This is a genomic window from Mesorhizobium sp. M1342 (assembly GCF_040317955.1).
Classification (GTDB): Bacteria; Pseudomonadota; Alphaproteobacteria; order Rhizobiales; family Rhizobiaceae; genus Mesorhizobium.
Window position 1 is genome coordinate 1 of the sequence record NZ_JAMYLI010000050.1, and the last position, 24,988, is coordinate 24,988.

Below are 24,988 nucleotides of genomic sequence, written 5' to 3' on the forward strand. Positions count from 1 at the left end.
CGTCGAAACCATCGAGGCAGCCGAATGCAAGAACTACTTCGAAAACGCAGGCTACGCTTCCGTCAAAATATGAAACGCTCTAGGAGATGCGCTCGCCGACGTCGATCGTTTTTCCGACGGGTCGCGATTCTGGTCCTGGGGCAAGGACGAATTGAACATGATCGCCATCAGTTGCTATGTCGCGGGCATTCAGCCTCCGGTCCCGGCCACCCGGTTTGACAATGCCGTCAAGCTGCTGATCGCGGCCGGAATGCCGATCGAGGATCTGGCGAGAACGCCGAGCAACAAGCTCGCCGATTACTACGGCGTCGAACACCCGCCATTGCAGGGGCACGACGCGCTCGGTGACGCGCTGTCCGTCACCTATACCCTGCAGTACCTGATGAAGACCGGAAAGCTCCGCCCGGAAATCTTCGACCGCTTGTAGGTAGAGAAGCCTGGGGGGATGAAGCTTTGTGGGATTCCGGCGCCCCCGCGCTCAGATCACCGAATCCGTCCAGCTCACGATCTGCCCGGCGGCGTCGCCGAACGCCTTGTCGAGCGCGCTGACATAGGCAGGATTGCCGCTGCCCGAGACGGGTGCGGCTGCGGTGAAGCTCTTGGAGGCACGGACCTCGCCGTTGCGATCGTTCAGGATGCGCACGAACAGGTCGACCTCGGCATGCTCGCCGCCTTCGACGCGCACCTCGAAGGACCGGATTTCGACGATCACCTGATAGTCGATCGCCAGGCCCTCGCCCGGCTTGCCGACGCCGGCAAAGCTGCCCGAGCGCTGGAACGTCTCGGCCAGCCGCGCCTGCACGATCAGCGGCAGCCGGTCGGCCCATTGCGCGCCCTTGAGATACTGGATCGAGCGATCCGACGGCTTGATGACGATGTTCTGGCTGTCCAGCGCCTTGAGCGCCGACGGCTGCGCGATCAGGATCTGCCGGCGGCTGTGGCCATGCGCGTCGACCGAAGGCGCCGACAACTCGAACGTATCGAGCGGCGCGGGCTTGCCGCCCAACGCCGCGCAGCCGGCCAACGTCAAGGCAAGCAGTGCCGCAGCCGAAGTCAACCCGCCCGTTTTCACCCACACAGACTTCACGCGCGATCCCCGTTGTCCCCGGATCGTAAGATCGACCCGCTTTCGCGGCTCATGTTTCTGGGGCGCGCCGTCGCCGAAGTCAACGCCGCGCCCTGCCATCGAATTGCCGAACCTCGCCGTCGCCACCCGAAAGGATGCGCTGCGGATTGCGGCTGAGATCGGTCACCGCCTCTTCGATGCGGCTGATCGAACGGCGGCTGTCCTGCACCAAAGCCTCGACATTCGAAAGCCCCTGTCCCGAGAAGCGCGCCAGATTGTCGGTGATGACGCCAAGGCGGGCATTCAGCGTGTCGGCAACCTGCTTGAACGACTTCAGCGTCGCCCTGGCATCCGCCATCACGCCGTCGGCCTGGCCCGACCCGAGCAAGGTATCGACCTTGGCAAGAATGCCATCGACGCGCACCGAGGCATCGTTGAGCCGTTGCGCGAGCTGCTTTGCATCCTTGATCGTCTGGTCGATGTCGTCGGCCCGGTTGGCGAACTTGTGGGTAACCTCAGCGATGTCGGCGGCGGCCTTGTCGGCGCTCTCGCTGGCCTTTTGGATGTTGGCGAGCGCCGAGCGCACTTGTGCGGGATCGATACCGTCGAGCACGTTGTCGACCTTGGCCAGCGTGCCTTGCGTCCGTTTGGTAAAATCGTTGACCGACCCCAGGGCCGTATCGACGTTCTTGATCACGCCGTCGAGCTGTTTCGACGTCTCCTTGAGGTTACCGGTTACCGCGTCGACATTGGCGACGATGCTCTTGATCTTGTCCTTGTCGACGGCGTTGAGAAGGCCTTCGGCTGCTTTCAGCGTGCCGTCGAGTTTGCCGGAAACGCCTTTCAGCTCATCCGCCAGCGTGCTGGCGGCGGACAGGAACTTGTCGATGCCGTCCGAATTCTTGGCCAGCGCATCGGAGAAGGTCTGGACATTCTGGACGGTCTGCGTCAGCGGCCCGCGAACGTCCCTGGTGAAGCCTTCGAGCTCGGTCAGCACCTTGTCGGCGCGGGTGAAGATATTCTGCGCCGTCTGCAAGAGGTTGGTCACCGCCGACGGGTTGGCGACGATCTCGGCGACCTTGCCTTCCTTTTCCGCCTGGTCGAGGAGTTTCACTTCCTTGGGGTCGGCGCCCTTGAGCTCGATGTTGGCCTGCCCGGTCAGGCCGGCAAGCCCGATATCGGCTTGCGTCGATTTGGTGATCGGCGTCATGCGGTCGATCTCGGTATCGGCGATGGCAACCGTCGGATTGTCGACGTCGATATAGACGCGCTTGACGTCGCCGACCTTGACCCCGTTGAACAGCACGAAACTGCCGCGGCCAAGCCCGGACGCAGAGCCCGGAATGCGCACGCGCAGCAACGTCGTCTCGCCCTTGTCGCCGATGGCCGCCGTCCAGTAGACGAAGGCAAACGCCGCCAGGATCGCGGCCAGCGTGAAGATGCCGACAATGACGTAGTTGGCTCTGGTTTCCATTGTCCCACTTATGGCTATGCGCGCGCCGCAAGATCAAGTTGCCGGGCGCGTTTTCCGCGGAAATAGGACTTTACCCACGGTTCCTCGCTCTTCAGCATGTCGCCGATGGTGCCTTCGACCAGCACTTTTTTCTTGCCGAGCACGGCCACCCGGTCGCAAGCGGTGAACAGCGTGTCGAGATCGTGCGTCACCATGTAGACGGTCAGATCCATCGTATCGCGCAGCTTGACCACCAGCTCGTCGAACTCCGCCGCGCTGATCGGATCGAGGCCCGATGTCGGCTCGTCGAGGAAGACGATGTCGGGATCGAGCGCGAGCGCCCGGGCCAGCGCGGCGCGCTTGATCATGCCGCCGGACAGTTCGGACGGGAATTTCTGCGCTGCATCGGGCGGCAGCCCGACCAGCTCGATCTTGAGCATCGCCAGTTCGTCCATCAGCTTTCGCGGCAGGTCGAGATATTCGCGCATCGGCACCTGGACGTTTTCCAGCACTGTCAGCGCCGAGAACAGCGCGCCGTGCTGGAACAGCACGCCAAGCCGCATGTCGATGCGCAGACGCTCCGCATCATCAGCTTTCTCGATATCGACGCCGAACAGCTTGATCGTACCCGACTGCTTGCGCGTCAGGCCGAGAATGGTGCGCAGCAGAACGGATTTACCAGCACCCGAGGCGCCGACAAATCCAAGGATTTCGCCGCGCCTTATGTCGAGCGACAGTCTGTCGAGGATAAGCTTGTCGGCGAAGGACACGCTGATGTCATGCGCGGATAGCACGATGTCGCCCTCACCCGCGTCCTCAGCCAATGCGCCTGCCCTTTTCCTGTTTCGCAGCTTCATCTCAGAACTCGATCGCTGCGTAGAACATGGCGAAAAGTCCGTCGAGGATGATGACGACGAAGATCGACTTCACAACCGAAGCGGTAACATGCTGGCCGAGCGATTCGGCGCTGCCGCCGACCTTCATGCCTTCGACCGAGGCAATCGTGCCGATGATCATGGCCATGAACGGCGCCTTGATCAGGCCGGCAAAGATGGTGCTGAGATCGATGGCGACGCGCAGCCGGTCGATGAAGGCGGCGGGCGGGATGTCGGAATAGAGCCAGGCAGCCAGTATGCCGCCGCCGAGTGCGGCGAAATTGGCGATGATGGTCAGGCACGGCAAGGCGATGACCAGCGCCACGAGCCGCGGAAAGACCAGGACGCCGATCGGGTTGAGCCCGATGACCTTCAGCGCGTCGACCTCCTCGCGCATCTTCATCGAGCCGATCTCGGCGGTGATCGCACTGCCGGAGCGGCCGGCGATCATGATCGCCGTCATCAGCACGCCAAGCTCGCGCAGGATCAGCACGCCGACCAGATCGACGACGAAGATATCGGCGCCGAAATAGCTGAGCTGATAGGCGCCTTGCTGGGCAACGATGGCGCCGACGATCGCCGACATCAGCACCACCACCGGAATGGCGCCGACGCCCATGCGGTCGATCTGGTTGAAAATCGCCGCCGGGTTGACGGCATGGCCACGGCCGAGCTTCATCTGCGCGCCACGGATGGTGGCGCCGAGGATGTTCATCGAGGCGAGAAAATCGTCGCGCATCTCGTAGACCCGGCGGCCAACCGCCTCCAGCGCGCGAATGACGATGTTGGGCGGTCGCGCCGGGCCGGATTCGGGTTCGCGCCGCACGGCCTCGCCGACAGCTTCGAGCAGGATCGAAGCGATCTCGCTCTGGCCTTGCATCTGGATCTCGACGCCCTTCTTCTCGAAGGCGCTGACCAGCCGGTCGATCAGCCAGGCGCCGGCGGTGTCCATCTTCTCGATCTTGGAAACATCGAGCGCCAAGGTTTTGAAGCCGCTTCGCTTTTCGATCTTGCGCATGTCGGCGTCGATGAGCGCGACGGTCCTTGTGGTCCAGATTCCGGAGAAAGCGCAGCCAAGAACGCCATCCTCCTCGCCGATCGCCACGCGCGGTTCGTGGTCAGCCTCCCCTGCGGTCGTGCCGCTTGCGTCGCGCTTGCCGATGGTCAACATGGCGTCCTGTTTAGCCTGACGGGTCTGACCTGTCGATTTGCCGACAACGGTTGTCGCATAGCAGGAGCAGAAAAATATGGCGCGTGTCATTTCGGTCGAGGCCGAGCGTTTTCCCATCGCCGGAACCTTCACCATTTCGCGCGGTTCCAAGACCGAAGCCGAGGTGATCTCCTGCACGATCGGCGACGGCGGCCACTTCGGCCGCGGCGAATGTGTCCCCTACAAGCGCTATGGCGAGACCATGGAGGGCGTGCGCGACGCGATCGAGGCCATGCGCGGCCGAATCGCCGCTGGCATCAGCCGGACAGCCTTGCTCGATGCTATGCCGGCCGGAGCCGCCCGCAACGCCATAGACTGCGCCCTGTGGGATCTGGAGGCAAAGCTCAGCGGAACCTCGGTAGCAGTCGCGATAGGTGCTCTTCCCTTGCAGGCGCTCGAAACCGCCTACACGCTGTCGCTGGGCGAGCCGGAGGCGATGGCGGCGCAGGCCCGCGCCAATGCCGCGCGGCCGCTGCTCAAGGTCAAGATCGGTGGCGACAACGACATTGCCCGCATCCGCGCGGTCAGGCAGGCAGCGCCAGACAGCCGCATCATCCTCGACGCCAATGAGGGCTGGAGCGACGACAACATCGTTGCGAACCTCGCCTTTGCCGCCGAACAAGGCATCGCGCTGATCGAACAGCCGCTGCCGGCCGGTCGTGACGAGATCCTGCGCCATATCGCCCATCCCGTGCCGATCTGCGCCGATGAAAGCGTGCATGAGGCTGAGAATCTCGAAGCGCTTGTCGGTCTCTACGATGCCGTCAACATCAAGCTCGACAAGTCGGGAGGCCTGACTGCGGCACTGGTGCTGCGCGATCGCGCCCGCGAACTCGGTTTCGGCGTGATGGTCGGCTGCATGGTCGGCACGTCACTGGCGATGGCGCCAGCGGTGCTGCTTGCCCAGCATGCCGATTTCGTCGACCTCGACGGTCCGCTGCTGCTTGCCCGCGACCGGGTACCGGGCCTTATCTACCAGGGATCGCTGGTGTCACCGCCCGATGTGGCGCTGTGGGGCTGAGCGCGCAGCAAGCCCGATGAGCACCAGCCCGATCAAGGCGATCGGGATCATGGCAAAGAAGCCGTCCACGCCGAGACGGTCGTAGAGCGGGCCGGACGCCAGCGTCACCACCGCCATGAAGAAGCCGTTGGAGAAATAGGCAATGCCTTGCGCGGCACCTGTCCGCTCCTCGGAGACGGTTTCGCCGATCATCTTCTGCAGGCCGATCAGCCCAAGCGCCACCGAGACCGAGTGCAGCGACTGGACACCGAAGAAACCGGGAATGCCGAGGCCGAGCGGCCAGACCAGCGGAAAGGCGATCCAGCGCACGATGGAGCCGATCCCCGCCATCACCATGATCGACACGACGGAGAACCGGTCAAAAAAGCGGGTGAACATCATGAACATGCAGACTTCCGACACCACACCCCAAGCCCATAAGAGACCGACAACCGAATCACTGATGCCGATCGATTTCCAATAGATGGAGACGAAACCGTAGAGGAATGCGTGGCTGGCGGTGATGACGCCGACGCCGACGGAAAAATACAGGAAATACGGGTTGAGAAGCTTCGGCGCCGAATGCTGGATGTCGGCGGCCGACAGCGGTGAGGCGCGCCGCGGACGGCCTAGACGCGGCGCCAGCAGGCCGGCGGCAAGGGCCGCGGCAAACGCCGCCAGAATGACAACCGGAACGGCCTGCGAACCGGTTGCCGACAGAATGAAGCCGCCGGCGACATTGGCGCAGAGATAGGAGATCGAGCCCCATTTGCGCATGCTTGTGTAGTTCGAACCGAAGCGGCGGACACCCGAAAGCGCCAGCGAATCGGCGATCGGCGAATGCGGCGTCCAGACAATGGTCAGCGCCAATGAGACCGCCAGCACCATCGCATAGGTCGGCGGCAGGAAATAGCCTGCCGACAAGAGCAGTGATGCAGCCATCAGCGCGACATAGACATCGGCGCGGTCCCTGGCACGGTCGGCCAGCGCGGTCAGTAACGGCGTCGTCACCACGCGCAGGAACATCGGCGCCGCCAGAATGACGGCGATCTGCTCGGCGTGAAAACCCTTGGCCTGCAGCCACAGTGGAAAATAAGGCAAATGCGTTCCGAGCGGCACGTACAGCGTCGCGAAGATCAGGCTCATGCGCAGTTCGAAATGGCGCGGCTTGACGAGTTGTTCGGACGAGAGCTGCGGCAGGGCCATGAATCGATCCAATCGCGCTGTATTCGACCGGACGGCAACGCGTGTCGATCCCTTAACATGGACGAAAACCGGACGAAACCGGTTGGACTAATTGATTGATTCCGAAGCCCGAAAAGACTTCGGACTATGCCGCCTGCCCTACCCGATCTTCGATGAGCAACGGGATAAAGGGCTCGTCCGGCGCTTCGGGCAGCACCTGCGCCCAGGTCAGAATTTCCATGCGGCCGTCAAAATGCTCGACCACGGCCGTACAACTTTCCACCCAGTCGCCGGTGTTGATGTACTGGACATCGCCAAAATTCTCGATGACGGCATGATGGATGTGGCCGCAGATGACGCCGTCGACATGCGAGCGGCGCGCCTCGTCCGCAAGCATGGTCTGGAACGAGCCGATGAAGTTCACCGCCTTCTTGACGTTGTGCTTGGCCCAGGACGAAAACGACCAATACGGCAGGCCGAGCAGTTGCCGCAGCCGCGTCACCACGCGATTGACCAGCATGGCCGCGTCATAGGCATGGTCGCCGAGATAGGCGAGCCAGCGCGCATTGTGGACGACGGTGTCGAACTGGTCGCCATGGATGACGAGCAGGCGCTTGCCGTCGGCGGTCTCGTGGATGGCGCTGTCGGCGACGACGATGCCGCCGAAATGCACGCCCTGGAACTGGCGGGCGAACTCGTCATGGTTGCCAGCGATGTAGGTGATGTTGGCGCCCTTGCGCGCCTTGCGCAGCAGTTTCTGCACGACGTCATTGTGGCTTTGCGGCCAATGCCAGCTCCGTCGCAGCCGCCAGCCGTCGACGATGTCGCCCACCAGATAGATGATATCGGCATCGTGATATCGAAGGAAATCGATCAGGAACTCGGCCTTGGCCGCCTTCGAGCCCAGATGGACGTCGGAAATGAACATGCTGCGGAAAGTGCGGGGCTCTTGGCCGGACATCGCGATTTCACCGTTGCTTTCGCGAGCCTATGCCCCGATTCATGCAACAACCGTATGACGGTTGCGATTGGTCCAGCCGAAGGACTAGCCTGCCGGCCAAATCACAGGAGAAATCGTCATGGATCTTGGTATCCGCGGAAAGAAGGCCATCGTCTGCGCTTCGAGCAAGGGACTTGGGCTCGGTTGCGCCATGGCGCTGGCCGAGGCCGGCTGCGATGTCGTGGTCAACGGGCGCAACGCCGAACTGGTGGCGAAAACCGCCGCTGAGTTGCGCGAGCGCTATGGCGTCACGGTGACGGAAGTCGTTGGCGACGTTTCGAAGCCGGAGGTGCAGAAGGCGCTGCTCGCAGCTTGCCCCGAGCCGGACATCCTCGTCAACAACAATGGCGGCCCGCCGCTTCGCGATTTCCGTACGCTTGATCGCGAAAAGATCCTCGAAGGCGTTACCCAGAACATGGTGACGCCGATCGAGCTGGTCCAGGCTGTCCTCGACGGCATGGCGGCGCGCGGCTTCGGCCGCATCGTCAACATCACCTCGCTGTCGGTCTATGTGCCCATTCCCGGCCTTGATCTCTCGTCCGGCGCGCGCGCCGGCCTGACCTCGTTTCTTGCCGGCGTGGCCAGAACGGTGATCGACCGCAACGTGACCATCAACAGTCTTTTGCCGGGCAAGCTCGACACCGACCGGCTGCGCGGCCCGCATGAAGCCGGCAGTGTCGAAAGCCCTGAGGCCGCAGCCGCGCGCAAGACCCGCATCAGCGCCGACGTTCCGGCCAAGCGGCTCGGTACGCCGGAGGAATTCGGCCAGATCTGCGCCTTCCTGTGCTCGGTCCATGCCGGCTATCTGACCGGGCAGAACATACCGGTCGATGGTGGTCTCTACGTCAGCGCATTCTGATCAACTTGTCCGTGAAACTGCAGGAATCGTCTGTCAGAAAATCAAGATAAGCATCTGATTAATTGTGGCTTTCGACGCGCCGCCGGGTAAAGCTCTCGGCGCGTCAATTAGCGTCGCGAAAAACCACGGCTGCATGCTAAAAGGGAATCTCCAGCCAGAATTCGAGGGAGCGGCCGCATGGAAGGCGAGAGCAAAAAGACGGCACGTTCGGACCTCGACGAAGCCGCCCTCTACTTCCACAAGCACCCAAGGCCGGGAAAACTCGAGATACAGGCGACCAAGCCGCTCGGCAATCAGCGCGACCTCGCGCTCGCCTATTCGCCTGGCGTCGCCGCCCCTTGCCTGGAAATCCGCGACGACCCGGCGACCGCCGCCGATTATACCGCGCGCGCCAATCTGGTCGGCGTCGTCACCAACGGATCGGCCGTTCTCGGCCTCGGCAATATCGGCCCGCTGGCCTCCAAACCGGTCATGGAAGGCAAGGCCGTCCTGTTCAAGAAGTTCGCCGGCATCGATGTCTTCGACATAGAGATCGACGCGCCCGGTATTGAGCGCATGGTCGAGACGATCTCGGCGCTGGAGCCGACCTTCGGCGGCATCAACCTCGAGGACATCAAGGCACCGGAATGCTTCGAGGTCGAGGAACAGCTGAAGGCGCGCATGAAGATACCGGTGTTTCACGACGACCAGCACGGCACCGCCATCATCGTCGCCGCCGCCGTGCTCAACGGGCTGGAATTCGCCGGAAAAACCATATCTGAAATCAAGATCGTCACCTCCGGCGCCGGGGCTGCCGCCCTTGCTTGTCTCAACCTGCTGGTCTCGCTCGGCGCCAAGGTCGAAAACATCTGGGTCACCGACCGTTTCGGCGTTGCCTACAAAGGGCGGACCGACGAGATGGACCGCTGGAAAGACCCTTATGTGAAGGACACCGAGGCGCGCACGCTGGCCGACGTCATATCGGGCGCCGATGTCTTCCTCGGCTTGTCGGCGGCAGGCGTGCTGAAGCCGGAACTGCTCCAGCACATGGCACCGAAGCCGCTGATCCTGGCGCTGGCCAACCCCAATCCGGAGATCATGCCGGAGGCGGCACGCGCCGCCCGCCCCGATGCGATGATCTGCACAGGCCGTTCCGATTTTCCCAATCAGGTCAACAACGTACTTTGTTTTCCTTACATTTTTCGCGGCGCGCTCGACTGTGGTGCCAGCGCTATCAACGAGGAGATGAAGATGGCGGCGGTCCGCGCCATCGCAGCCCTTGCCCGCGAGGAACCTTCGGACGTCGCTGCCCGCGCCTATTCCGGCGAGACGCCGATCTTCGGCCCTGAATTCCTGATTCCTTCGCCGTTCGATCCGCGCCTGATCCTGCGCATAGCGCCCGCGGTCGCCAAGGCAGCCTGCGACACCGGCGTCGCGACAAGGCCGATCACCGACTTCGCCGCCTATATCGACAAGCTGAACCGCTTCGTCTTCCGCTCCGGCCTGGTGATGAAGCCGGTGTTCTCCTCCGCCAAGGCGTCGACCGCCAAGCGCGTCATCTATGCCGACGGCGAGGATGAGCGCGTGTTGCGCGCCGCCCAGGTGGTGCTCGAAGAAGGCATCGCCGAGCCGATCCTGATCGGCCGCCCGCACGTCATCGAGGTGCGCCTGAAGCGCTACGGCTTGCGCATCAAGCCCGGTGTCGATTTCGGCCTGATCAACCCGGAAGACGATCCGCGCTATCGCCATTATGTCGACCTTTTGATCGAACTCGCCGGCCGGCGTGGCGTCACGACGGAAGCCGCGCGCACCATGGTCCGCACCGACAACACGGTGATCGCAGCACTTGCGCTGAAACGCGGCGATGCCGACGCCATGGTCTGTGGACTAGAAGGACGCTTCGAGCGGCACCTGCGCAACGTCACCTTGATCATCGGCCCCCGCGCCGGCATCAAGGACCACGACCTGTCGACGCTTTCCATGCTGATCTCGCAGCGCGGCATCATCTTCCTGACCGACACCCACGTCTCCGTCGACCCGACGGCGGAAGAAATCGCCGAAATGACCGTGCTGGCGGCGGAAGAAATCCAGCGCTTCGGCATCGAGCCTAAGGCAGCGCTCTTGTCGCATTCCGATTTCGGCTCGCGCGATTCGCCCAGTGCCCTGAAGATGCGGCAAGCAGCGGCGATCCTGGCGCGCATCGCGCCTGACCTTGAATGCGATGGCGAGATGCATGCGGACACTGCTCTGTCGGAGCACCTGCGCCAGCGCGTGTATCCCCATTCGAGGCTGAAGGGCGAAGCCAATTTGCTGGTGTTCCCCAACCTCGATTCGGCCAACATCACGCTGACGGCGCTCAGAACCATGACGGATGCGCTACACGTCGGGCCGATCCTGCTCGGCACCGACATGCCGGCGCACATATTGACGCCGTCGGTCACCTCGCGCGGCGTTGTCAACATGACGGCGCTTGCCGTGGTCGAAGCCGCCCACAAGGCACAGGCGGTCGTCAATCTGGGCTGAACACGGATTTCGCGGTAAACTGCAGTTAACCGCGAACACGGTAGCCTTGCGGGGCTAACAGTCGGGATTTGGCAGGCGGAGTTTGGGCGGATGGCAAGCGGAGGGTGGAAGCAGGCGCATGCTGCCGTGCTGCTTGGCCTCCTGTTGTCCGCAACCTGGGGGGTGGCCGAGCCACAGGCTGCTTCGCGGGTCTGCCGCCAGCTGGAAGCCGATCTAGCCGCGTCCTCGCGCGGCGGCGGTCCGGCGCTAGTCCGGAAATACGATTCCGCAATTGCCAGGCAACATGAGCAGATTTCGAAGGCTCGCAGCCAGGCGAGCCGGGCCGGGTGCGGTTTTTCGCTGTTTGGCCGCAACCTCAATCAATGCGCCGGGCTAAACGCCACGATCGACCGCATGAATGCCAATCTCGACGCCTTGCAGAACAAGCGCGAGCGGCTGGCTGGCGGCGGCTCTCGCCGCGACCGCGGACGCATCCTGGCGGCGCTTGACGCCAAGGGCTGCCGCGACGACATCGTAGCGCCTCGGCGGACGCCTTTGCAGGAAGCCAACCGCGACGGCGGCAGCGCAAACCTGTTCAATCAGCTTTTTGGCGGCAACAGCCAGCAACTCGATATGCTTGATGAGCCTAGCCCGCCCGGCGATCCAGGCGAGGAGCGCAATGTCCGCCGGGTGCTCAACCAGCCCGGCATACCCGATTTTCCGAGCGTCGGCGGTGAGTTCCACACCTCCTGTGTGCGCACCTGCGACGGCTACTTCTTCCCGATGTCGAACTCAGCCTCGGCTGGCGATTTCGAACGTGACCAGAAGAATTGCGAATCGAGCTGCCCCGGCACCGAAATGCAGGTTTTCTACTCGCGCGGCATGGGCGACGATTCGGCCTCAATGACGTCATCTGTCACCGGCCGGCCCTACAGCGAATTGCCGACCGCCTATCTCTACAAGCAGCCCGATATATCGCGGCCGCCGGCTTGCGGCTGCAACGCCGCCGCGCAGGGTTTTCAGATCATCGCCGGCAATCCGCCGAATCCGGAACAGTTGCAACCCGAGACGGACTCCGCACCGTTCATTCCGGTGCCGATCTCCAAACCGGATCCAGGTGCCGATCCCGAAACGCTGGCCAATCAGGAAGGCGGGCTCGACCGCGAGACGATCAAGCGGGTTTCCGCCAAGCCGGTGACGTCGCCGATATCAGCCTTGCCGCCGGAACAGCGGAAGGTCAGGGTCGTCGGGCCAACGTTCCTTCCCGACCCATCAGCGGCAATAGATCTGCAAGCTCCGGCCCCGAAGGCAGTCCGGTAAGGGCTGTTCTGAGCGGCATGAACAACGCCTTGCCCTTGCGGCCGGTCGCTTCCCTGATGTTGCCCGTCCAGTCCTTCCAGATCGTCGCGGTCCAAGGTTCCTCCGGCAGCAGATCGAAGGCCTGTCGAAGGAAATCGCGGTCGTCATCGGAAAATTCCGGCTTCTCCTGCGGTCCTTCACGCAGGATACGCCACCAGTTGACCGCATCGGCCAGCCTGTCGAGATTGCCGCGCACCGCCAGCCAGAACGGTTCGGCCTGATCGCCGGAGACGCCGAGCACGATCAGACGGTCTTGTGCCTCGGCGAACGGCATGTGGTGCAGCAGCGACCGGTTGAGCACGAACAGCTCGTCCGGATCGAACTTGGCGGCGGATTTCGATGTCGCCGCCGGATCGAAGCGTTCGGCGAGTTCGCCCATCGTCGGCACCGCCGCGACATTCTCCGAAGTGCCTACCAGGACGGCCAATGATGTGACGGCCATCGGCTCGATGCCGTCCTCGCGCAGGCTCTCGATGGAGAGTGCGCCGGTGCGCTTCGACAAGCCCTCGCCCGATGCGGTGGTCAGGAGATTATGGTGGCCGAACAGTGGCGGCTCGGCAGCCAGCGCCTGGAACAGGGCGATCTGCACGCCGGTGTTGGTGACGTGGTCGTCGCCCCGGATGATATGGCTGACGCCCATCTCGATGTCGTCGACGACAGAAGGCAGCGTGTAGAGATAGGTGCCGTCCTCGCGTATCAGGACCGGATCGGAAAGCGAGGCCAGATCGACGGTTTCCTCGCCGCGCACCAGGTCGTTCCAGTGGATTTCGGTGCGTTCCGGCTGTTGTGGATCGCCTGAGAAATTGGGGAGGAGAAACCGCCAGTGCGGCTGGCGGCCATCGGCCTGGTATTCGGCGATCTGCTCGTGCGTCAGGGTCAACGCCTCGCGGCCATAGACCGGCGGCAGGCCGCGCGTGCGGCGCACCTTGCGCCTGAGATCGAGTTCCTCCGGCGTTTCATAGCAGGCATAGAGAACGCCTGCCGCCTTCAACCTCTCGACCGCGGCGTCATAGATTTCGAAGCGCCGCGACTGGTACTCGGTGGCGTCGGGAAAAATGCCCAACCAATGCAGGTCGTAGAGGATGGCGTCGGAAAACTCCTGCTTCGAGCGCGCAATGTCGGTGTCGTCGAAGCGCTGGATGAATCGGCCCTTGTTGTTCATGGCGAACAGCCAGTTGAACAGAGCCGTGCGCGCATTGCCGATGTGAATGCGGCCGGTCGGCGACGGGGCGAAACGAACGGTAACTGTCATGAACGGGGCGTACCGGATGCTTTTGTGGTTGACAAGACGCGCCCCCGCGCTGGCCGGCAGACATAGAACATGGCGGCTGGAATGAAAAGACCGGACGGTGGACGCCTCCGACGGCGCCCAGGCCGGCGGTGCCCATTTTGTGCCGGCAGCTTTTCACGATAGGAATTTTTTCTTGACTCGGTGCCCTCAGCTATGGTACATATTTGGGTATGGTTCTGATTTGCGCCAGTGACCCGCCGCACAGGCGGTTTTTTCGTTTAATGCTCCGTCAGCCTACGCGCCGGCGAAGGAACCCGTTACCCGAGTTCGCAATCCTGCCGGTTGAAGGCGATCAGCGGCCGAAATCATCGGAACTGAGGCGGGTCCAGCGGTCGCCCACCAATCCACCGATAAAGATGTCGCCGGAGCGGACCGCTTCCGTGACCTCGGCGATCCGCGAGCGGACCATCGTTCCCCCGGCATAGCGGAAGAAGACATTCTTGTAGCCAAAGAGTTGAGGTATGAATCTGGTCTGCGTCTGTCCGGTGATACCCACGCAGCCCATCTCCCATGCGGCGGCGACAAGCGCATCCAGAGTCGCGCCCCAGTGCGATCCGGATGCCTGGATTTGCAACAGGTTCGCCATGTCGCCGGCTTGACCGTAGAAGGCATAACAACCGAGCATTTTGCCCGTTTCGTCGTAGGTCCCACCGAAATGAAGGGGGCCGTCGGCCCGCTTCTCGGCCGCCAGCGCAAGCAGCCGTGGCAATTCCCCATCCTTCCAACTCGGCCGAAGAGCGTAGCCAGACAGGAGGGTCGGCAGGTTCTCGGCAAATTGCACGGCATCCATCGGCTCACGATGGGTGCGATGCGACGATGAATGGAGGACGGGGGGCTCGAACCTTTTCTTTGCGAGAGCATCGAATGCTCTCGCGCATGGATCGAGTACAAGGCGAGGCAGGCCAGGCCATTTACGGTGCAGTGCGGAGGCGGCCATCGCCGCCGGCCGGAAAACATATGTCCATCCCAGACAATGCACCGGAAGGAGTTGGTACTTCATCGGGCGCGCGAAGGCCAAGGATGTCCGGTTGGCCGAATCGGTCAGTTGCAGATCGAATTCGCCTTGATGCAAGGCACGCAGCAATTGGGGTCCGGCCGAGCCGTCATCGGTGCCGGGGTCGGCCATGAGCGGCCCGATGATCGCCGCATTCAATGGCGCTCCATTGAGCTCGTAGCGGGCTTTCAGAACGCCGAGGAATCCACCCAGACGACCCTGCCGGTTGATCTGGACAAGAGCGTTGCTTTCACCGGAGTGGCCGGCAGGGTCGAGATAAATCTCTCTCATATACGCGGCCGTCTCGGCGATTGCGCGATCTAGGAGGTGACGCCGCCGCCGGCGAAACTTCGTCAGGAAGAGTGCGGCGACGCGCTCGAGATCTTCGGCAGCGAGCGGACGAACCGAGCCATGCTGAGATTCCAGCACTGACGGCGCAGCCAACTTTTCCTCGGCATTCGCAGAAAGATGCATCGTGAAGAACGTCCGTAGGTTGCTCTCCATCGGATATATATCAACCAATGGTAGAAACAACGTATCTCGGTCGGTATGATGAACAGAGGTCTCAAGACTTACTATCCGGACAGGACTTCACAGGCAAATCAAGTCGGCCAGCATCACGGCGCTGATCGGCGGGTTGGCCGCGGCCCTGCGATCGCATGCCCTGGTCCAGCCCGCTGGGCTGACCGTGCCGGACAGAGGCGGCCTCCGGCCGAAGCTGCAGGCCGCCTCAATTCAGCTCACAAGTCCCTTGGTCAGTTCCAACGCCTGGCGTTCGAACAGGCGACGGCAGATGCCGCCTTTCAGCCGGATCAGTTCGTCATGCGAGCCTTCCTCGACGATGTTGCCGCGATCGAAGACCAGCAGCCGGTCCAGCGCCCGCACCGTCGAAAGCCGGTGCGCGATGACCAGCGTCGTGCGGCCGACCATCAGCCGCTCCATCGCCTGCTGAATCAGAACCTCCGATTCCGAATCGAGGCTCGATGTCGCCTCGTCAAGGATCAGGATGCGAGCATCGGCAAGAAAGGCGCGCGCGATCGCCACGCGCTGACGCTCGCCGCCCGACAGTTTCACGCCGCGCTCGCCGACCAGCGTGCCGTAGCCCTTCGGCAGGTTGGTGATGAAGTCATGCGCACTCGCCAGCTTCGCGGCATGCTCGATCTCCTCCTGCGTCGCACTCGGCCTGGCATAGGCGATGTTTTCGGCCAGCGACCGGTGGAACAGGATCGGCTCCTGCTGAACGATGGCGATCTGCCCGCGCAACGAGGCTTGCGCCACCTGCGAGATGTCCTGGCCGTCGACCAGGATTTGCCCCGCATTCACGTCATAGAGCCGCTGGATAAGCTTGACGAAGGTGGTCTTGCCCGACCCCGAATGGCCGACCAGCCCGACGCGCTCACCCGGCGCGATATCGACCGAAAAGTCGCGGTAAAGCGCCGATCGGTGATGGCCATAGTGAAAGGTGACGTTGTCAAAGCTGATCCGTCCTTCGGTGATCCGGATCGGCTCGGCACCTGGCCGGTCCTCGATGCCGAGCGGTTCGGACTGGAAATCGACCAGCTCTTCCATATCGTTGATGGAGCGCTGCAGATTGCGGATATGCGTGCCGATATCCCTGAGATAGCCCTGCAGCACGAAAAGCGAGGTCAGCACGAAGGCAACGTCGCCGGCGCTCGCCTGCCCCCACGACCACAGCATCAGCGCCAGGCCGATCACCGCGGCGCGCATGACCAGCAGCAGCACCCCTTGCGTGGTGCCGTTGATGGTACCGCGCACCCAGGTGCGCCGTGTGCGCGCACGCCATTTGGCGACGACCTTGGCCAGTCGGCGTTCTTCGCGCTCCTCGGCGCCAAAGCCCTTGACGACGGCGTTGCAGCTGACCGCGTCGGCCAGCGAGCCGCCGAGGCGGGTATCCCAGGTGTTGGCGAGCCTTGCCGCCGGCGCGACATAGCCAAGCGACAGCAGCGCCGTCACCGTGATGAACAGCACCGAACCGGCAGCAACGACCGCACCCATCAACGGCCAGAACCAGCCGAGCAGCAACGTCGAGCCGACCAGCATGACGACCGACGGCAGCAGCGCGATGAGGATGGTGTCGTTGAGCAGGTCGAGCGCCCACATGCCGCGCGTCACCTTGCGAACGGTCGAACCGGCAAAGCTGTTGGCATGCCAGTCGGTGGAAAAGCGCTGGACGCGATGGAAAGCATCGGCGGCGATGTCGGCCATCATCTTCAACGTCAACTCGACGATCCCCATGAACGCAAGATTGCGCAAGACGACGCCGGCCAGCGCCAACGCCATCAGCATCGAGAACGCCGTCATCGCGGCATTCCAGGCAATCGCGTCGGCGCCGGCGCTGCTGGCGACGGCGTCGACCAGCCGGCCGGAGTAGAGCGGCGTCAGCACATCGGCCAGCGTCGACAGCAGGAAGCTGCCCATGATGAGCGAGAGCCGCCAGGGCTGGCGCCGCCAATGGGTGAGCGTGAAGCCAAGAACGCTGCGAAAGGCGCTCGCGCGCAAATCGATCTTAAAACGAGCCATGATGTCATTCGGGCACAAACGAGCCCGATCCCAGTAGGTCGAAAATTGAAGAAGCCGCGCAAGGGGCCAATGAGTGCCCGGAAAGCGGAGTGGCATATTTGGCGTCTCGCCCATAATCGGGCGGCGACCGGCATCGGCATAAGCCTGTGCTCGATCCGGCATCAGCACGAAGGGCAAACCTTCGCTGAGCGCCGGATGAGACCTAGGCTTCGCGGCCTCACATTACCATGTGAAATACTGCCATTCGGACCTCCCGCAAGACAATTGCGGAGGGGTCCTTATAGAGACGCTCCGATGCATCGCCAAGACGGGCTGACGCCAAAAGCGTATCTGGTCCAACCACTGCGATTATTTTGCAACAATGGCGGGCAAGCCGCATTCAGAAACGCGATCGAAGCGCATGTAGCGGCCATCGGTTGATGGCTTGAACCCGAGCTTTTCATACATGCCATGGGCATCGCTGGTCGACAGGCTCCAATGGAAAACGGTCCTGACCTCCGGATGGTCGATCAGGGCCTGGACGAGCCGGCTGCCTATGCCCTGCCCGCGGTTCTCCGGCCAGACGATGATATCGGCGAGATAGGCGAATACCGTGCGGTCGGTGATCGCGCGGCCGAAGCCGACTTGCTTGCCATCGACATAGGCACTGACGCACAGTGAATTGGCAAAGGCGCGGCGATGGACTTCGTCAGTGCGTCCGGCGCCCCAATAGCTTGCCATCAACAGGTCCGATGTCGCACGGAAATCGATCCGTGACATGTCGAAGCTGATTTCACAATCGGGCATGGCTGTCTCCGGCCGCACCGCCGCGCGCTTTCGGTACTTAGCTGCGATCCCTGAAACGATTGGTGATGGGATAGCGGCGGTCGCGGCCAAAATTCTTTTTGGTGATCTTCACGCCCGGCGCCGCCTGCCGTCGCTTGTATTCTGCGATGTAGAGCAGGTGCTCGATGCGCGTCGCTGTCGCCCGGTCATGGCCGCGCGCGACGATATCGTCGACACCCATCTCGTTCTCAACCAGGCATTCGAGAATATCGTCCAGCACCGGATAGGGCGGCAGCGAATCCTGGTCGGTCTGGTTCTCGCGCAATTCCGCCGATGGCGCCTTGTCGATGATGTTTTTCGGGATCACCTCGCCCGAGGGGCCAAGCGCGCCCGGCGGCACGTGGCTGTTGCGCCAGCGCGACAGCGCGTAGACCTGCATCTTGTAGAGATCCTTGATCGGATTGAAGCCGCCATTCATGTCGCCATAGAGCGTAGCGTAGCCGACCGACATCTCGCTCTTGTTGCCGGTGGTGACGACCATCGAGCCGAACTTGTTGGAGATCGCCATCAGGATGGTGCCGCGCGCGCGGCTCTGCAGATTCTCTTCGGTGATGCCTTCCTTGGTGCCTTCGAACATCTGCGTCAGCGCGTGCAGAAACCCTTCGACCGGCTCGAAGATCGGCACGATGTCGTAGCGGCAGCCGAGCGCCCGGGCGCAATCCTCGGCATCTTTCAGCGAGTCCTTCGAGGTGTAGCGGTAGGGCATCATCACCGCGCGCAGGCGTTCCTCGCCGAGCGCATCGACGGCGAGCGCCGCGCAGATCGCCGAATCGATGCCGCCGGACAGACCAAGCACCACATTCTTGAAGCCGTTCTTGTTGACGTAGTCCCGCAGGCCTAGCATGCAGGCGCGATAGTCGGCCTCCTCCCGGTCCGGAATTTTCGACATCGGCCCTTCGGAACAGACCCAGTGATCGCCCTGGCGTTTCCATGTAGTGACGTCGACCGTTTCCTCGAACTGGCTCATCTGGAAGGCAAGCGTCTTGTCGGCGCCAATGGCAAACGAGGCGCCGTCGAAGATCAGCTCGTCCTGGCCGCCAAGCTGGTTGGCATAGATCATCGGCAGCCCGCATTCGATGACCTGGCGGATGACGACCTGGTGGCGGACATCGATCTTGGCGCGGTAGTAGGGCGAGCCGTTCGGCACCAGCAGGATTTCCGCCCCGCTTTCGGCCAGCGACTCGCAGATATCGACATCGCCCCAGATGTCCTCGCAGATCGGAACTCCGATGCGCACGCCGCGGAAATTGACCGGCCCCTGGATCTCGGGTCCGGCCTGGAAGACGCGCTTCTCGTCGAACTCGCCGTAGTTAGGCAGATCGAGCTTGTAACGTTCCGCGATGATCTTGCCGCCATCGGCGAAGACGATCGAATTGTGCGTGCCGCTCTTGCGCTTCAACGGCGTGCCGATGATGACGCCGGGACCTCCATCCGCGGTGTCGGCGGCAAAATCCTGTGCCGCCTTTTCGCAGGCTTTCAAAAAGGCCGGCTTCAGCACCAGATCCTCCGGCGGATAGCCGGCGAGGAAAAGCTCGGTATAGAGCACGAGATCGGCGCCTTGACGTGCGGCATCCGCCCTCGCCTCGCGGGCCTTGGCGAGATTGCCTGATATGTCGCCGACAGTCGGATTGAGCTGGGCGACGGCGATGCGCAGGATGTCGAGCTTCTTGGTCATGCCTGCTGACTTAGCGCGGCAAAATTGCCCGGGCAATGGCGTTCGTTTGGACCAATTCGGACCGATGACATACGTCAACCGTGTACGGACCGATCAACGTACTTCAATCGTGGCGATACGACCAGGTATCAGTCGTCGCCCATATATTCGCGCAGCGCTTGCGGCGAATGGTTCTCGCCGATCGACATCGCCAGGATGCGTGAAATATGCCGGCGCGGCAGATGCGTCTCCGCTGCCCATTGGTTGATTTGCCTCTGGATCTTGTCCAGGTCCTTCTTCGAAGTCGGGCTTTCGGCGATGTCTAGGCCGGCGTCGCGCAACGCCGCGGCCATATCGCCCGAGATGACGAACGCATCCCAACCCAGCCAGCGCAGGAAATACTGGCCCGTATTGCCGCCCAGCCGGCTGCCATGCTTGCCGAGCCAGGCCATCAGCCCGACCTGGTCGTCAGCCGGCCAGTTGGCGAGGAATTGGCCGAAACCGCCATATTCCTTCGACACGCGCTCGACGAAGGCAGCGTTGTCGCGCACGGATCTGATCTTCTGCGGGTTGCGCACGATGCGCTGGTCCGCCGTCAGATCGTGCCAGAAATCATCGGGCTGGAACAACAGCCGCTTCGGCTCGAAGCGCAGAAACGCCTCCTCGAAGCCCGGCCATTTCTGCTCGATGACGCGCCAGACGAAACCAGCGGCGAAGACGCGTTCGGCCATAACAGAGAGAATGCGGTCATCGGCGATGTCAGCCACGGCGGCATTGTCAGGCGCCGGACCCAGCAGCGACGTAAGTTCCTCTTCGCCGCCCTTGCGTTTTGCGGCGCGTGCGCGAATTTTCTTGAAATCGGCCATTGGTCCCTCGGCAACTGGAATCAATCTAACACTTCCCGTGTGAGCCGGCAGCCTCTACCTCTTACGGCAAGCCAAAGACCCTGGAGATGGCCATGAACAAGACGATCGACGACCTGGCGAACCGCTGGCTCAAGCGGCGGCCGGACGGCCTCAGCCAGCTCGAAAGCCGGGTGCTGCAATCGACGCTCGAACGGACCACCATCTCGCGCGACACCAACAAGGCCGTCGCCTTCCACCAGACCTTCGGCGACCGGCTCGCCGACACGATCGCCCGCATCGGTGGGTCATGGTCCTTCATCCTGACCTTCATCGCCTTTCTGATCCTGTGGACATCAGGCAATGTCTGGCTGCTGTCGCGTGACGCCTTCGATCCCTACCCGTTCATCTTCCTCAATCTCGTTCTGTCGATGGTCGCCGCCTTGCAGGCGCCGGTGATCATGATGGCGCAGAACCGCCAGACCGAACGCGACCGCATCGACGCCGCCCACGATTACGAGGTCAACCTGAAAGCCGAGATCGAGATCATGGCGCTGCATGAAAAGCTGGATGAACTGCGCCACGGCCAGATTCTCGGTATGCGCGACGAGATCGTGCAGCTGACCGAAATGGTCAAGCGGATCGACGAAAGGCTGTCTTCGCAGCAGTCGGCTTCATGACCGACGCAATCCATCATTTCATCGAACAATACGGGCTGCTCGCGGTCTTTATCGGTTGCGTCGCGGAGGGCGAAAGTGCCGCCATCCTTGGCGGCTTCTTCGCCCACCAGCAGGTCTTCGTCCTGTGGCACGCGGTTCTTGCGGCCGCGCTCGGCGCCTTCGTCGGCGATACTTTCTTCTTCATCCTCGGACGAAGCTTCGCCGACCATCCCTATGTCGTCAGATTGCGCAAACGGCCCGGCTTCCGCCGCGCCTTTCGGCTGCTCAACACCCATCCCGACATTTTCGTGCTGTCCAACCGCTATATCTACGGCATGCGCCTCGTCGGCGGCATTGCAGCCGGGCTTTCCAACATTGCCGCGCCGCGCTTCGTCATCCTCAACGCGCTTTCATCGGCGGTCTGGGCGGTACTGTTCGGCACGATCGGTTATGTCTTTGGACTGGGAGCCGAGCACGTCATCGGCCAGGCGTTGATGCATCACGAACGGTTGCTGATCGGGCTTGGCATCGGCCTGACCGTGGCCGTTCTGGCATGGCTCGTCGCCCGTCACATCGCCAGGAAGGAACGCGCCAGGGAGGGCTGATCGTCAATCCACGCCGAGCGCCTGATCCCCCCGATCGAGGATAAGCGGGATGATCAGGTCTTCCTCGTCGGCAAGATGCCTTGTCAGCATGGCGATCAGCCGGCTGTTTTCGTCGGCATAGGCGTCGGCGGCGAAGCGCTGTCTGTCTTCGCTCTCCTGAAGCGTCTTGATGAACGCGTTGGCCGCCTCGGCATTGCGCTCCAGCCCTTCATGAATGGTGTGATGGTCGGCATCGAGAATCTCGAAGCCGCGCTTCAAACGGGGCTCGGCCTTGGCGAGGACCGGAAAATATTGATAATCCTCGACATTGTGGTGACCGTCGAGATGCCCAAGAAAATGATCGAGGCGCGGCGCGAACCAGCGCGCGAAATCAGGCGCCGTCAGCCGTCCCTCACGGTAGTCCCCAATACCGTTGGCCAGCATGCCGCCAAGTTCGCGGAACATGTCGTGCCGCTGCAGCCACATATTGGCGATGCCATGGATGTTGGCATGGTCCTGCCAGTTTTCACGCGGGTATTTTTCGACGAGCCAGCGCAGATCGTCTGGCAGGCCAGCACGCTCAAGAAGCAGAAAGCTCGTGGCTTCGGACATGACAGTCTCCTTTGGTGACTGGCATGTAGGCATCGAAAGGCTAGATCGGTAGTCCCGTCATCCGCTCGATAATGGCGATACCCCAGACGCCGGCGACGATGAGCACCGAAATCAGCACCGCCAGCGAACCGCAATCCTTGGCCAACTGGATATCGACATTGAACTCGCGGCTGAAAGCGTCGCATGCCGCCTCGATGCCGGTGTTCAGCACTTCGACCATGATCAAGAGCAGCACGGCGCCGATCAGCAAAGCATAACCGCGCCACGAGATCGAAACGAACCAGCCGAGCGGCAAGGCAAGCGCCAGCAGCATCAGCTCCTGCTGGAAAGCCTTCTCGCTGGTGGCCAGCTTGCGAAACGCCCGCACCGAATTGAAATAAGCATCGATCAGCCGCTGCATGCCAAACCCCTTTGCGAATCACCGGCACGGGATAATGCAATGGCTGGCCAGATCAATGGAATAAGGTGACTTGTCCAAGATTCATTCAGCAACCGGTATGGACGGTGTCGACTTTTCAAACTGCGGCAGCCCGTCGTCGATCGAATAGTAGTCACCCTTGTCACCGACGAAGATATGGCATTCCCCCTCAAGACCTGTCGGCTTGTCGAACGATCCCGCCATGACTGAAACGTAGTCCTGGTCTCGCGGCTTCCAGAACAGCACCGATCCGCATGCCTTGCAGAACCCACGCCTGGCGAAGGTAGAGGCTTCGTACCAGGTGATACTTTCCGTGCCCTCGATCACAATGTCGGCGTTGGCAACATTGGTCGCGGCATAGAAATGTCCGCTCTGCTTGCGGCATTGCGAGCAATGACAATAGACGACGCCACGCAGCGCTCCGTGCGTTTTGAAGCGAACCGCTCCGCACAGACACGATCCCGTGTGATTGTCGCTCATTTCGACCTCCTCGAGGAAAACTCTGCCTCAGCATCGTCGTCAGGATTCCAGCTTTGCGACGACCACACGCAAGCAAATGCGACATGTACTGGCGTGGTGAACCCGAAATTCGGTTTCATTTTCAAGAGCGCGATGCGCGAATTTCGGATTCAAAGCCACCAAACTGGCGTCGTTTTCGATTATTGGGTGCGCAAATTTAAGCTTTTACAGCCGCAGGTAGAGAAAAACTGTGGAATCTCGGCAAATTAAGGAAACTTTAGCGCTGGCGCATTTATGGTCATGGCAAGCGAAGGTCGTGGGTGGGGACGCATCCCTTTGCAAGTTGTTCTGGAGTCGGTCGCATTCCCCAGGTCGGCGACAAAGGGAACCCGCGAATTCTACAGCGGAATCCGAGGGGAAGAATCAAAAATGCAGCCGGCAGCTCTTCCGACCGAACGAAGCACCGACATCGCGGCCAGTGTCGTTGCCACAATGCGCCAGCTGGGCGTGCTCAGCCTGCCGCGCAACTACGAGATTTTCTACGAGGCGCTGAGCGGCACCAATCGCGAACTCAGCCTCGCCGTCGTTTCGCTGAGCAGCCGGCCGACACAAGATGAACTGGACCAGATCGGGCGCACTTTCTTTGCCCACAACCATGGTCCGGGCATCGTCGAGCATGCCAGAGACGTCATCGCCAGGGAGCTCGAGGAGGTTGCTTCGTTGCTGCGGAGCGAGCGCAGCCACATCGAGAAATACGGCAGGATCCTCGATGAGACATCGAGCGGCCTCAGCGGCCGCAGCCTTCTCTCTCAGGATCTCCTGCAGAAGATCGCCAACGCCATGGCGGTTGCCACCAATTCGACGATCGATCACGGCCGGCAGGTGGCCTCGACGCTCAGCGACAAGACGGCCGAACTCGAGAGCGTCAAGTCGAAGCTTGAGGAGTATAAGCGGCTGGCCGACACCGATCCGTTGACCCATATCTGGAATCGGCGCGCCTTCGACAAGGAGATCACCAGGATCTACAACAGCAACAGGGGTATCCTGTTCAACGCCCTGGTTCTTGTCGACATCGACCGCTTCAAGGATATCAACGACCGCTATGGCCACCCGGTCGGCGACAAGATCATCCAGAGCATCGCCGATATTTTCCAGACCAGCATTCGCGGCGACATGTTCGTCGCCCGCACCGGCGGCGAGGAGTTCGCGCTGATCATCGAGGGCGCCAGCGAGAACGCCACCTATGACGTCGCGGAGCGTATTCGTGCCCTGATCGCGCAGACGCCGTTCACCAGCAGCCAGACCGGTACGAATTACGGCACCGTTACCGTCTCGATGGGTATCTGCATGGCGTCCGAAGCCGAAGGACCCGAAGATCTCTACACCAAGGCCGACCGGGCGCTCTATCGCTCGAAGGTCAGCGGCCGCAACCGCGTCACCAGGCACTCGACGATGGCAGGCCCCCGGGCCGGCAAGAGCTGGCTGCTCTACAAGAAGGACTGACAGTCCCTGCCCGCTGGTGCCGGGAACACTGGACTAGAGCGTTTCATATTTTGACGGAAGCGTAGCCTGCGTTTTCGAAGTAGTTCTTGCATTCGGCTGCCTCGATGGTTTCGACGAG

The 24,988-nt window shown here is 62.1% G+C and carries 22 protein-coding genes and 1 pseudogene; 8 read left to right on the forward strand and 15 right to left on the reverse strand.

Going from position 1 to position 24,988, the window contains the following annotated elements:
• Positions 1-76: 76 nt before the first annotated feature.
• A pseudogene (locus tag NKH06_RS31085) lies at positions 77-427 on the forward strand (3'-5' exonuclease family protein); the annotation flags it as partial.
• Between the two features lie 51 nt (positions 428-478).
• Here the strand turns inward: NKH06_RS31085 and NKH06_RS31090 are convergent.
• The 4 genes from NKH06_RS31090 to NKH06_RS31105 all read right to left on the reverse strand — a co-directional run bounded on the left by NKH06_RS31090 (position 479) and on the right by NKH06_RS31105 (position 4,565).
• Positions 479-1,087, reverse strand: a complete 609-nt coding sequence (locus NKH06_RS31090; RefSeq protein ID WP_502895168.1) for an ABC-type transport auxiliary lipoprotein family protein — start codon at positions 1,085-1,087, stop codon at positions 479-481.
• A gap of 79 nt (positions 1,088-1,166) precedes the next feature.
• Complete coding sequence (locus NKH06_RS31095) at positions 1,167-2,540, reverse strand: MlaD family protein (RefSeq protein ID WP_352612804.1); 1,374 nt, start codon at positions 2,538-2,540, stop codon at positions 1,167-1,169.
• Positions 2,541-2,554: 14 nt separating this feature from the next.
• A complete protein-coding gene (locus NKH06_RS31100; RefSeq protein ID WP_128303560.1) occupies positions 2,555-3,376 on the reverse strand; it encodes an ABC transporter ATP-binding protein in 822 nt (273 codons plus the stop codon).
• Between the two features lies 1 nt (position 3,377).
• Positions 3,378-4,565 carry an MlaE family ABC transporter permease gene (locus NKH06_RS31105; protein WP_023810578.1) on the reverse strand — a complete coding sequence of 396 codons (1,188 nt, stop codon included), beginning with the start codon at positions 4,563-4,565 and terminating at the stop codon, positions 3,378-3,380.
• Between the two features lie 76 nt (positions 4,566-4,641).
• On the opposite strand from NKH06_RS31105, the gene dgcA reads away from it, so the two are divergent.
• A complete protein-coding gene (gene dgcA, locus NKH06_RS31110) occupies positions 4,642-5,625 on the forward strand; it encodes an N-acetyl-D-Glu racemase DgcA (RefSeq protein WP_023810577.1) in 984 nt (327 codons plus the stop codon).
• Here the strand turns inward: dgcA and NKH06_RS31115 are convergent.
• Both NKH06_RS31115 and NKH06_RS31120 read right to left on the reverse strand, forming a co-directional pair.
• Complete coding sequence (locus NKH06_RS31115) at positions 5,596-6,810, reverse strand: MFS transporter (RefSeq protein WP_023810576.1); 1,215 nt, start codon at positions 6,808-6,810, stop codon at positions 5,596-5,598. The two genes, dgcA and NKH06_RS31115, sit on opposite strands and share 30 nt — an antisense overlap.
• Before the next feature lie 124 nt (positions 6,811-6,934).
• Positions 6,935-7,750 (reverse strand): UDP-2,3-diacylglucosamine diphosphatase, encoded by an 816-nt coding sequence (locus NKH06_RS31120; protein ID WP_023810575.1) that lies wholly within the window; start codon positions 7,748-7,750, stop codon positions 6,935-6,937.
• A 118-nt stretch (positions 7,751-7,868) separates the two neighbouring features.
• On the opposite strand from NKH06_RS31120, the gene NKH06_RS31125 reads away from it, so the two are divergent.
• From NKH06_RS31125 to NKH06_RS31135, 3 genes are all read left to right on the forward strand, one after another.
• Positions 7,869-8,648, forward strand: coding sequence for an SDR family oxidoreductase (locus NKH06_RS31125; RefSeq protein WP_023810574.1), 780 nt, complete (start codon positions 7,869-7,871; stop codon positions 8,646-8,648).
• 177 nt (positions 8,649-8,825) lie between these two features.
• Complete coding sequence (locus tag NKH06_RS31130; RefSeq protein ID WP_352775663.1) at positions 8,826-11,150, forward strand: NADP-dependent malic enzyme; 2,325 nt, start codon at positions 8,826-8,828, stop codon at positions 11,148-11,150.
• 90 nt (positions 11,151-11,240) lie between these two features.
• The gene (locus tag NKH06_RS31135; RefSeq protein ID WP_352775665.1) at positions 11,241-12,449 is read left to right on the forward strand and encodes a DUF2865 domain-containing protein; all 1,209 of its coding nucleotides are present in this window, start codon (positions 11,241-11,243) and stop codon (positions 12,447-12,449) included.
• Here NKH06_RS31135 and gltX read toward each other — a convergent pair.
• From gltX to NKH06_RS31165, 6 genes are all read right to left on the reverse strand, one after another.
• Positions 12,367-13,740 (reverse strand): glutamate--tRNA ligase, encoded by a 1,374-nt coding sequence (gltX, locus tag NKH06_RS31140; RefSeq protein WP_352775667.1) that lies wholly within the window; start codon positions 13,738-13,740, stop codon positions 12,367-12,369. The genes NKH06_RS31135 and gltX overlap by 83 nt on opposite strands.
• Before the next feature lie 331 nt (positions 13,741-14,071).
• Positions 14,072-15,277: a hypothetical protein gene (locus tag NKH06_RS31145; RefSeq protein WP_352673666.1), complete on the reverse strand. Its 1,206-nt coding sequence runs from the start codon at positions 15,275-15,277 to the stop codon at positions 14,072-14,074.
• A gap of 231 nt (positions 15,278-15,508) precedes the next feature.
• Positions 15,509-17,314 (reverse strand): ABC transporter ATP-binding protein, encoded by a 1,806-nt coding sequence (locus tag NKH06_RS31150; RefSeq protein ID WP_352895033.1) that lies wholly within the window; start codon positions 17,312-17,314, stop codon positions 15,509-15,511.
• 348 nt (positions 17,315-17,662) lie between these two features.
• Positions 17,663-18,100 carry a GNAT family N-acetyltransferase gene (locus NKH06_RS31155; RefSeq protein ID WP_352895038.1) on the reverse strand — a complete coding sequence of 146 codons (438 nt, stop codon included), beginning with the start codon at positions 18,098-18,100 and terminating at the stop codon, positions 17,663-17,665.
• A 37-nt stretch (positions 18,101-18,137) separates the two neighbouring features.
• Positions 18,138-19,814 carry an NAD+ synthase gene (locus NKH06_RS31160; RefSeq protein ID WP_352895034.1) on the reverse strand — a complete coding sequence of 559 codons (1,677 nt, stop codon included), beginning with the start codon at positions 19,812-19,814 and terminating at the stop codon, positions 18,138-18,140.
• Positions 19,815-19,942: 128 nt separating this feature from the next.
• Complete coding sequence (locus NKH06_RS31165; RefSeq protein WP_023810565.1) at positions 19,943-20,659, reverse strand: DNA-3-methyladenine glycosylase I; 717 nt, start codon at positions 20,657-20,659, stop codon at positions 19,943-19,945.
• A gap of 92 nt (positions 20,660-20,751) precedes the next feature.
• On the opposite strand from NKH06_RS31165, the gene NKH06_RS31170 reads away from it, so the two are divergent.
• Positions 20,752-21,315 (forward strand): DUF1003 domain-containing protein, encoded by a 564-nt coding sequence (locus NKH06_RS31170; RefSeq protein WP_023810564.1) that lies wholly within the window; start codon positions 20,752-20,754, stop codon positions 21,313-21,315.
• Positions 21,312-21,899, forward strand: a complete 588-nt coding sequence (locus NKH06_RS31175; protein WP_023810563.1) for a DedA family protein — start codon at positions 21,312-21,314, stop codon at positions 21,897-21,899. Before NKH06_RS31170 ends, NKH06_RS31175 begins: the two co-directional genes overlap by 4 nt.
• A gap of 3 nt (positions 21,900-21,902) precedes the next feature.
• Here the strand turns inward: NKH06_RS31175 and NKH06_RS31180 are convergent, their stop codons facing one another.
• The 3 genes from NKH06_RS31180 to NKH06_RS31190 form a co-directional block, all read right to left on the reverse strand.
• Positions 21,903-22,490, reverse strand: a complete 588-nt coding sequence (locus NKH06_RS31180) for a hemerythrin domain-containing protein (protein WP_352799261.1) — start codon at positions 22,488-22,490, stop codon at positions 21,903-21,905.
• 40 nt (positions 22,491-22,530) lie between these two features.
• Positions 22,531-22,890, reverse strand: a complete 360-nt coding sequence (locus NKH06_RS31185) for a diacylglycerol kinase (protein ID WP_352775670.1) — start codon at positions 22,888-22,890, stop codon at positions 22,531-22,533.
• An 81-nt stretch (positions 22,891-22,971) separates the two neighbouring features.
• On the reverse strand, positions 22,972-23,388 hold the full coding sequence (locus NKH06_RS31190; protein ID WP_023810559.1) for a GFA family protein: 417 nt from the start codon (positions 23,386-23,388) through the stop codon (positions 22,972-22,974).
• Positions 23,389-23,796: 408 nt separating this feature from the next.
• Here NKH06_RS31190 and NKH06_RS31195 point away from each other — a divergent pair, with 408 nt between their 5' ends.
• Positions 23,797-24,870: a diguanylate cyclase gene (locus NKH06_RS31195; RefSeq protein WP_352775673.1), complete on the forward strand. Its 1,074-nt coding sequence runs from the start codon at positions 23,797-23,799 to the stop codon at positions 24,868-24,870.
• The last annotated feature ends 118 nt before the right edge of the window (positions 24,871-24,988 follow it).

Bases quoted from the DNA above. Each gene is read 5' to 3' on its own strand.
- NKH06_RS31095 (WP_352612804.1), bottom strand. From the start codon at position 2,540: ATGGAAACCAGAGCCAACTACGTCATTGTCGGCATCTTCACGCTGGCC.
- NKH06_RS31100 (WP_128303560.1), bottom strand. From the start codon at position 3,376: ATGAAGCTGCGAAACAGGAAAAGGGCAGGCGCATTGGCTGAGGACGCG.
- NKH06_RS31105 (WP_023810578.1), bottom strand. From the start codon at position 4,565: ATGTTGACCATCGGCAAGCGCGACGCAAGCGGCACGACCGCAGGGGAG.
- dgcA (WP_023810577.1), top strand. From the start codon at position 4,642: ATGGCGCGTGTCATTTCGGTCGAGGCCGAGCGTTTTCCCATCGCCGGA.
- NKH06_RS31115 (WP_023810576.1), bottom strand. From the start codon at position 6,810: ATGGCCCTGCCGCAGCTCTCGTCCGAACAACTCGTCAAGCCGCGCCAT.
- NKH06_RS31120 (WP_023810575.1), bottom strand. From the start codon at position 7,750: ATGTCCGGCCAAGAGCCCCGCACTTTCCGCAGCATGTTCATTTCCGAC.
- NKH06_RS31125 (WP_023810574.1), top strand. From the start codon at position 7,869: ATGGATCTTGGTATCCGCGGAAAGAAGGCCATCGTCTGCGCTTCGAGC.
- NKH06_RS31130 (WP_352775663.1), top strand. From the start codon at position 8,826: ATGGAAGGCGAGAGCAAAAAGACGGCACGTTCGGACCTCGACGAAGCC.
- NKH06_RS31135 (WP_352775665.1), top strand. From the start codon at position 11,241: ATGGCAAGCGGAGGGTGGAAGCAGGCGCATGCTGCCGTGCTGCTTGGC.
- gltX (WP_352775667.1), bottom strand. From the start codon at position 13,740: ATGACAGTTACCGTTCGTTTCGCCCCGTCGCCGACCGGCCGCATTCAC.
- NKH06_RS31145 (WP_352673666.1), bottom strand. From the start codon at position 15,277: ATGGAGAGCAACCTACGGACGTTCTTCACGATGCATCTTTCTGCGAAT.
- NKH06_RS31150 (WP_352895033.1), bottom strand. From the start codon at position 17,314: ATGGCTCGTTTTAAGATCGATTTGCGCGCGAGCGCCTTTCGCAGCGTT.
- NKH06_RS31155 (WP_352895038.1), bottom strand. From the start codon at position 18,100: ATGCCCGATTGTGAAATCAGCTTCGACATGTCACGGATCGATTTCCGT.
- NKH06_RS31160 (WP_352895034.1), bottom strand. From the start codon at position 19,814: ATGACCAAGAAGCTCGACATCCTGCGCATCGCCGTCGCCCAGCTCAAT.
- NKH06_RS31165 (WP_023810565.1), bottom strand. From the start codon at position 20,659: ATGGCCGATTTCAAGAAAATTCGCGCACGCGCCGCAAAACGCAAGGGC.
- NKH06_RS31170 (WP_023810564.1), top strand. From the start codon at position 20,752: ATGAACAAGACGATCGACGACCTGGCGAACCGCTGGCTCAAGCGGCGG.
- NKH06_RS31175 (WP_023810563.1), top strand. From the start codon at position 21,312: ATGACCGACGCAATCCATCATTTCATCGAACAATACGGGCTGCTCGCG.
- NKH06_RS31180 (WP_352799261.1), bottom strand. From the start codon at position 22,490: ATGTCCGAAGCCACGAGCTTTCTGCTTCTTGAGCGTGCTGGCCTGCCA.
- NKH06_RS31185 (WP_352775670.1), bottom strand. From the start codon at position 22,890: ATGCAGCGGCTGATCGATGCTTATTTCAATTCGGTGCGGGCGTTTCGC.
- NKH06_RS31190 (WP_023810559.1), bottom strand. From the start codon at position 23,388: ATGAGCGACAATCACACGGGATCGTGTCTGTGCGGAGCGGTTCGCTTC.
- NKH06_RS31195 (WP_352775673.1), top strand. From the start codon at position 23,797: ATGCAGCCGGCAGCTCTTCCGACCGAACGAAGCACCGACATCGCGGCC.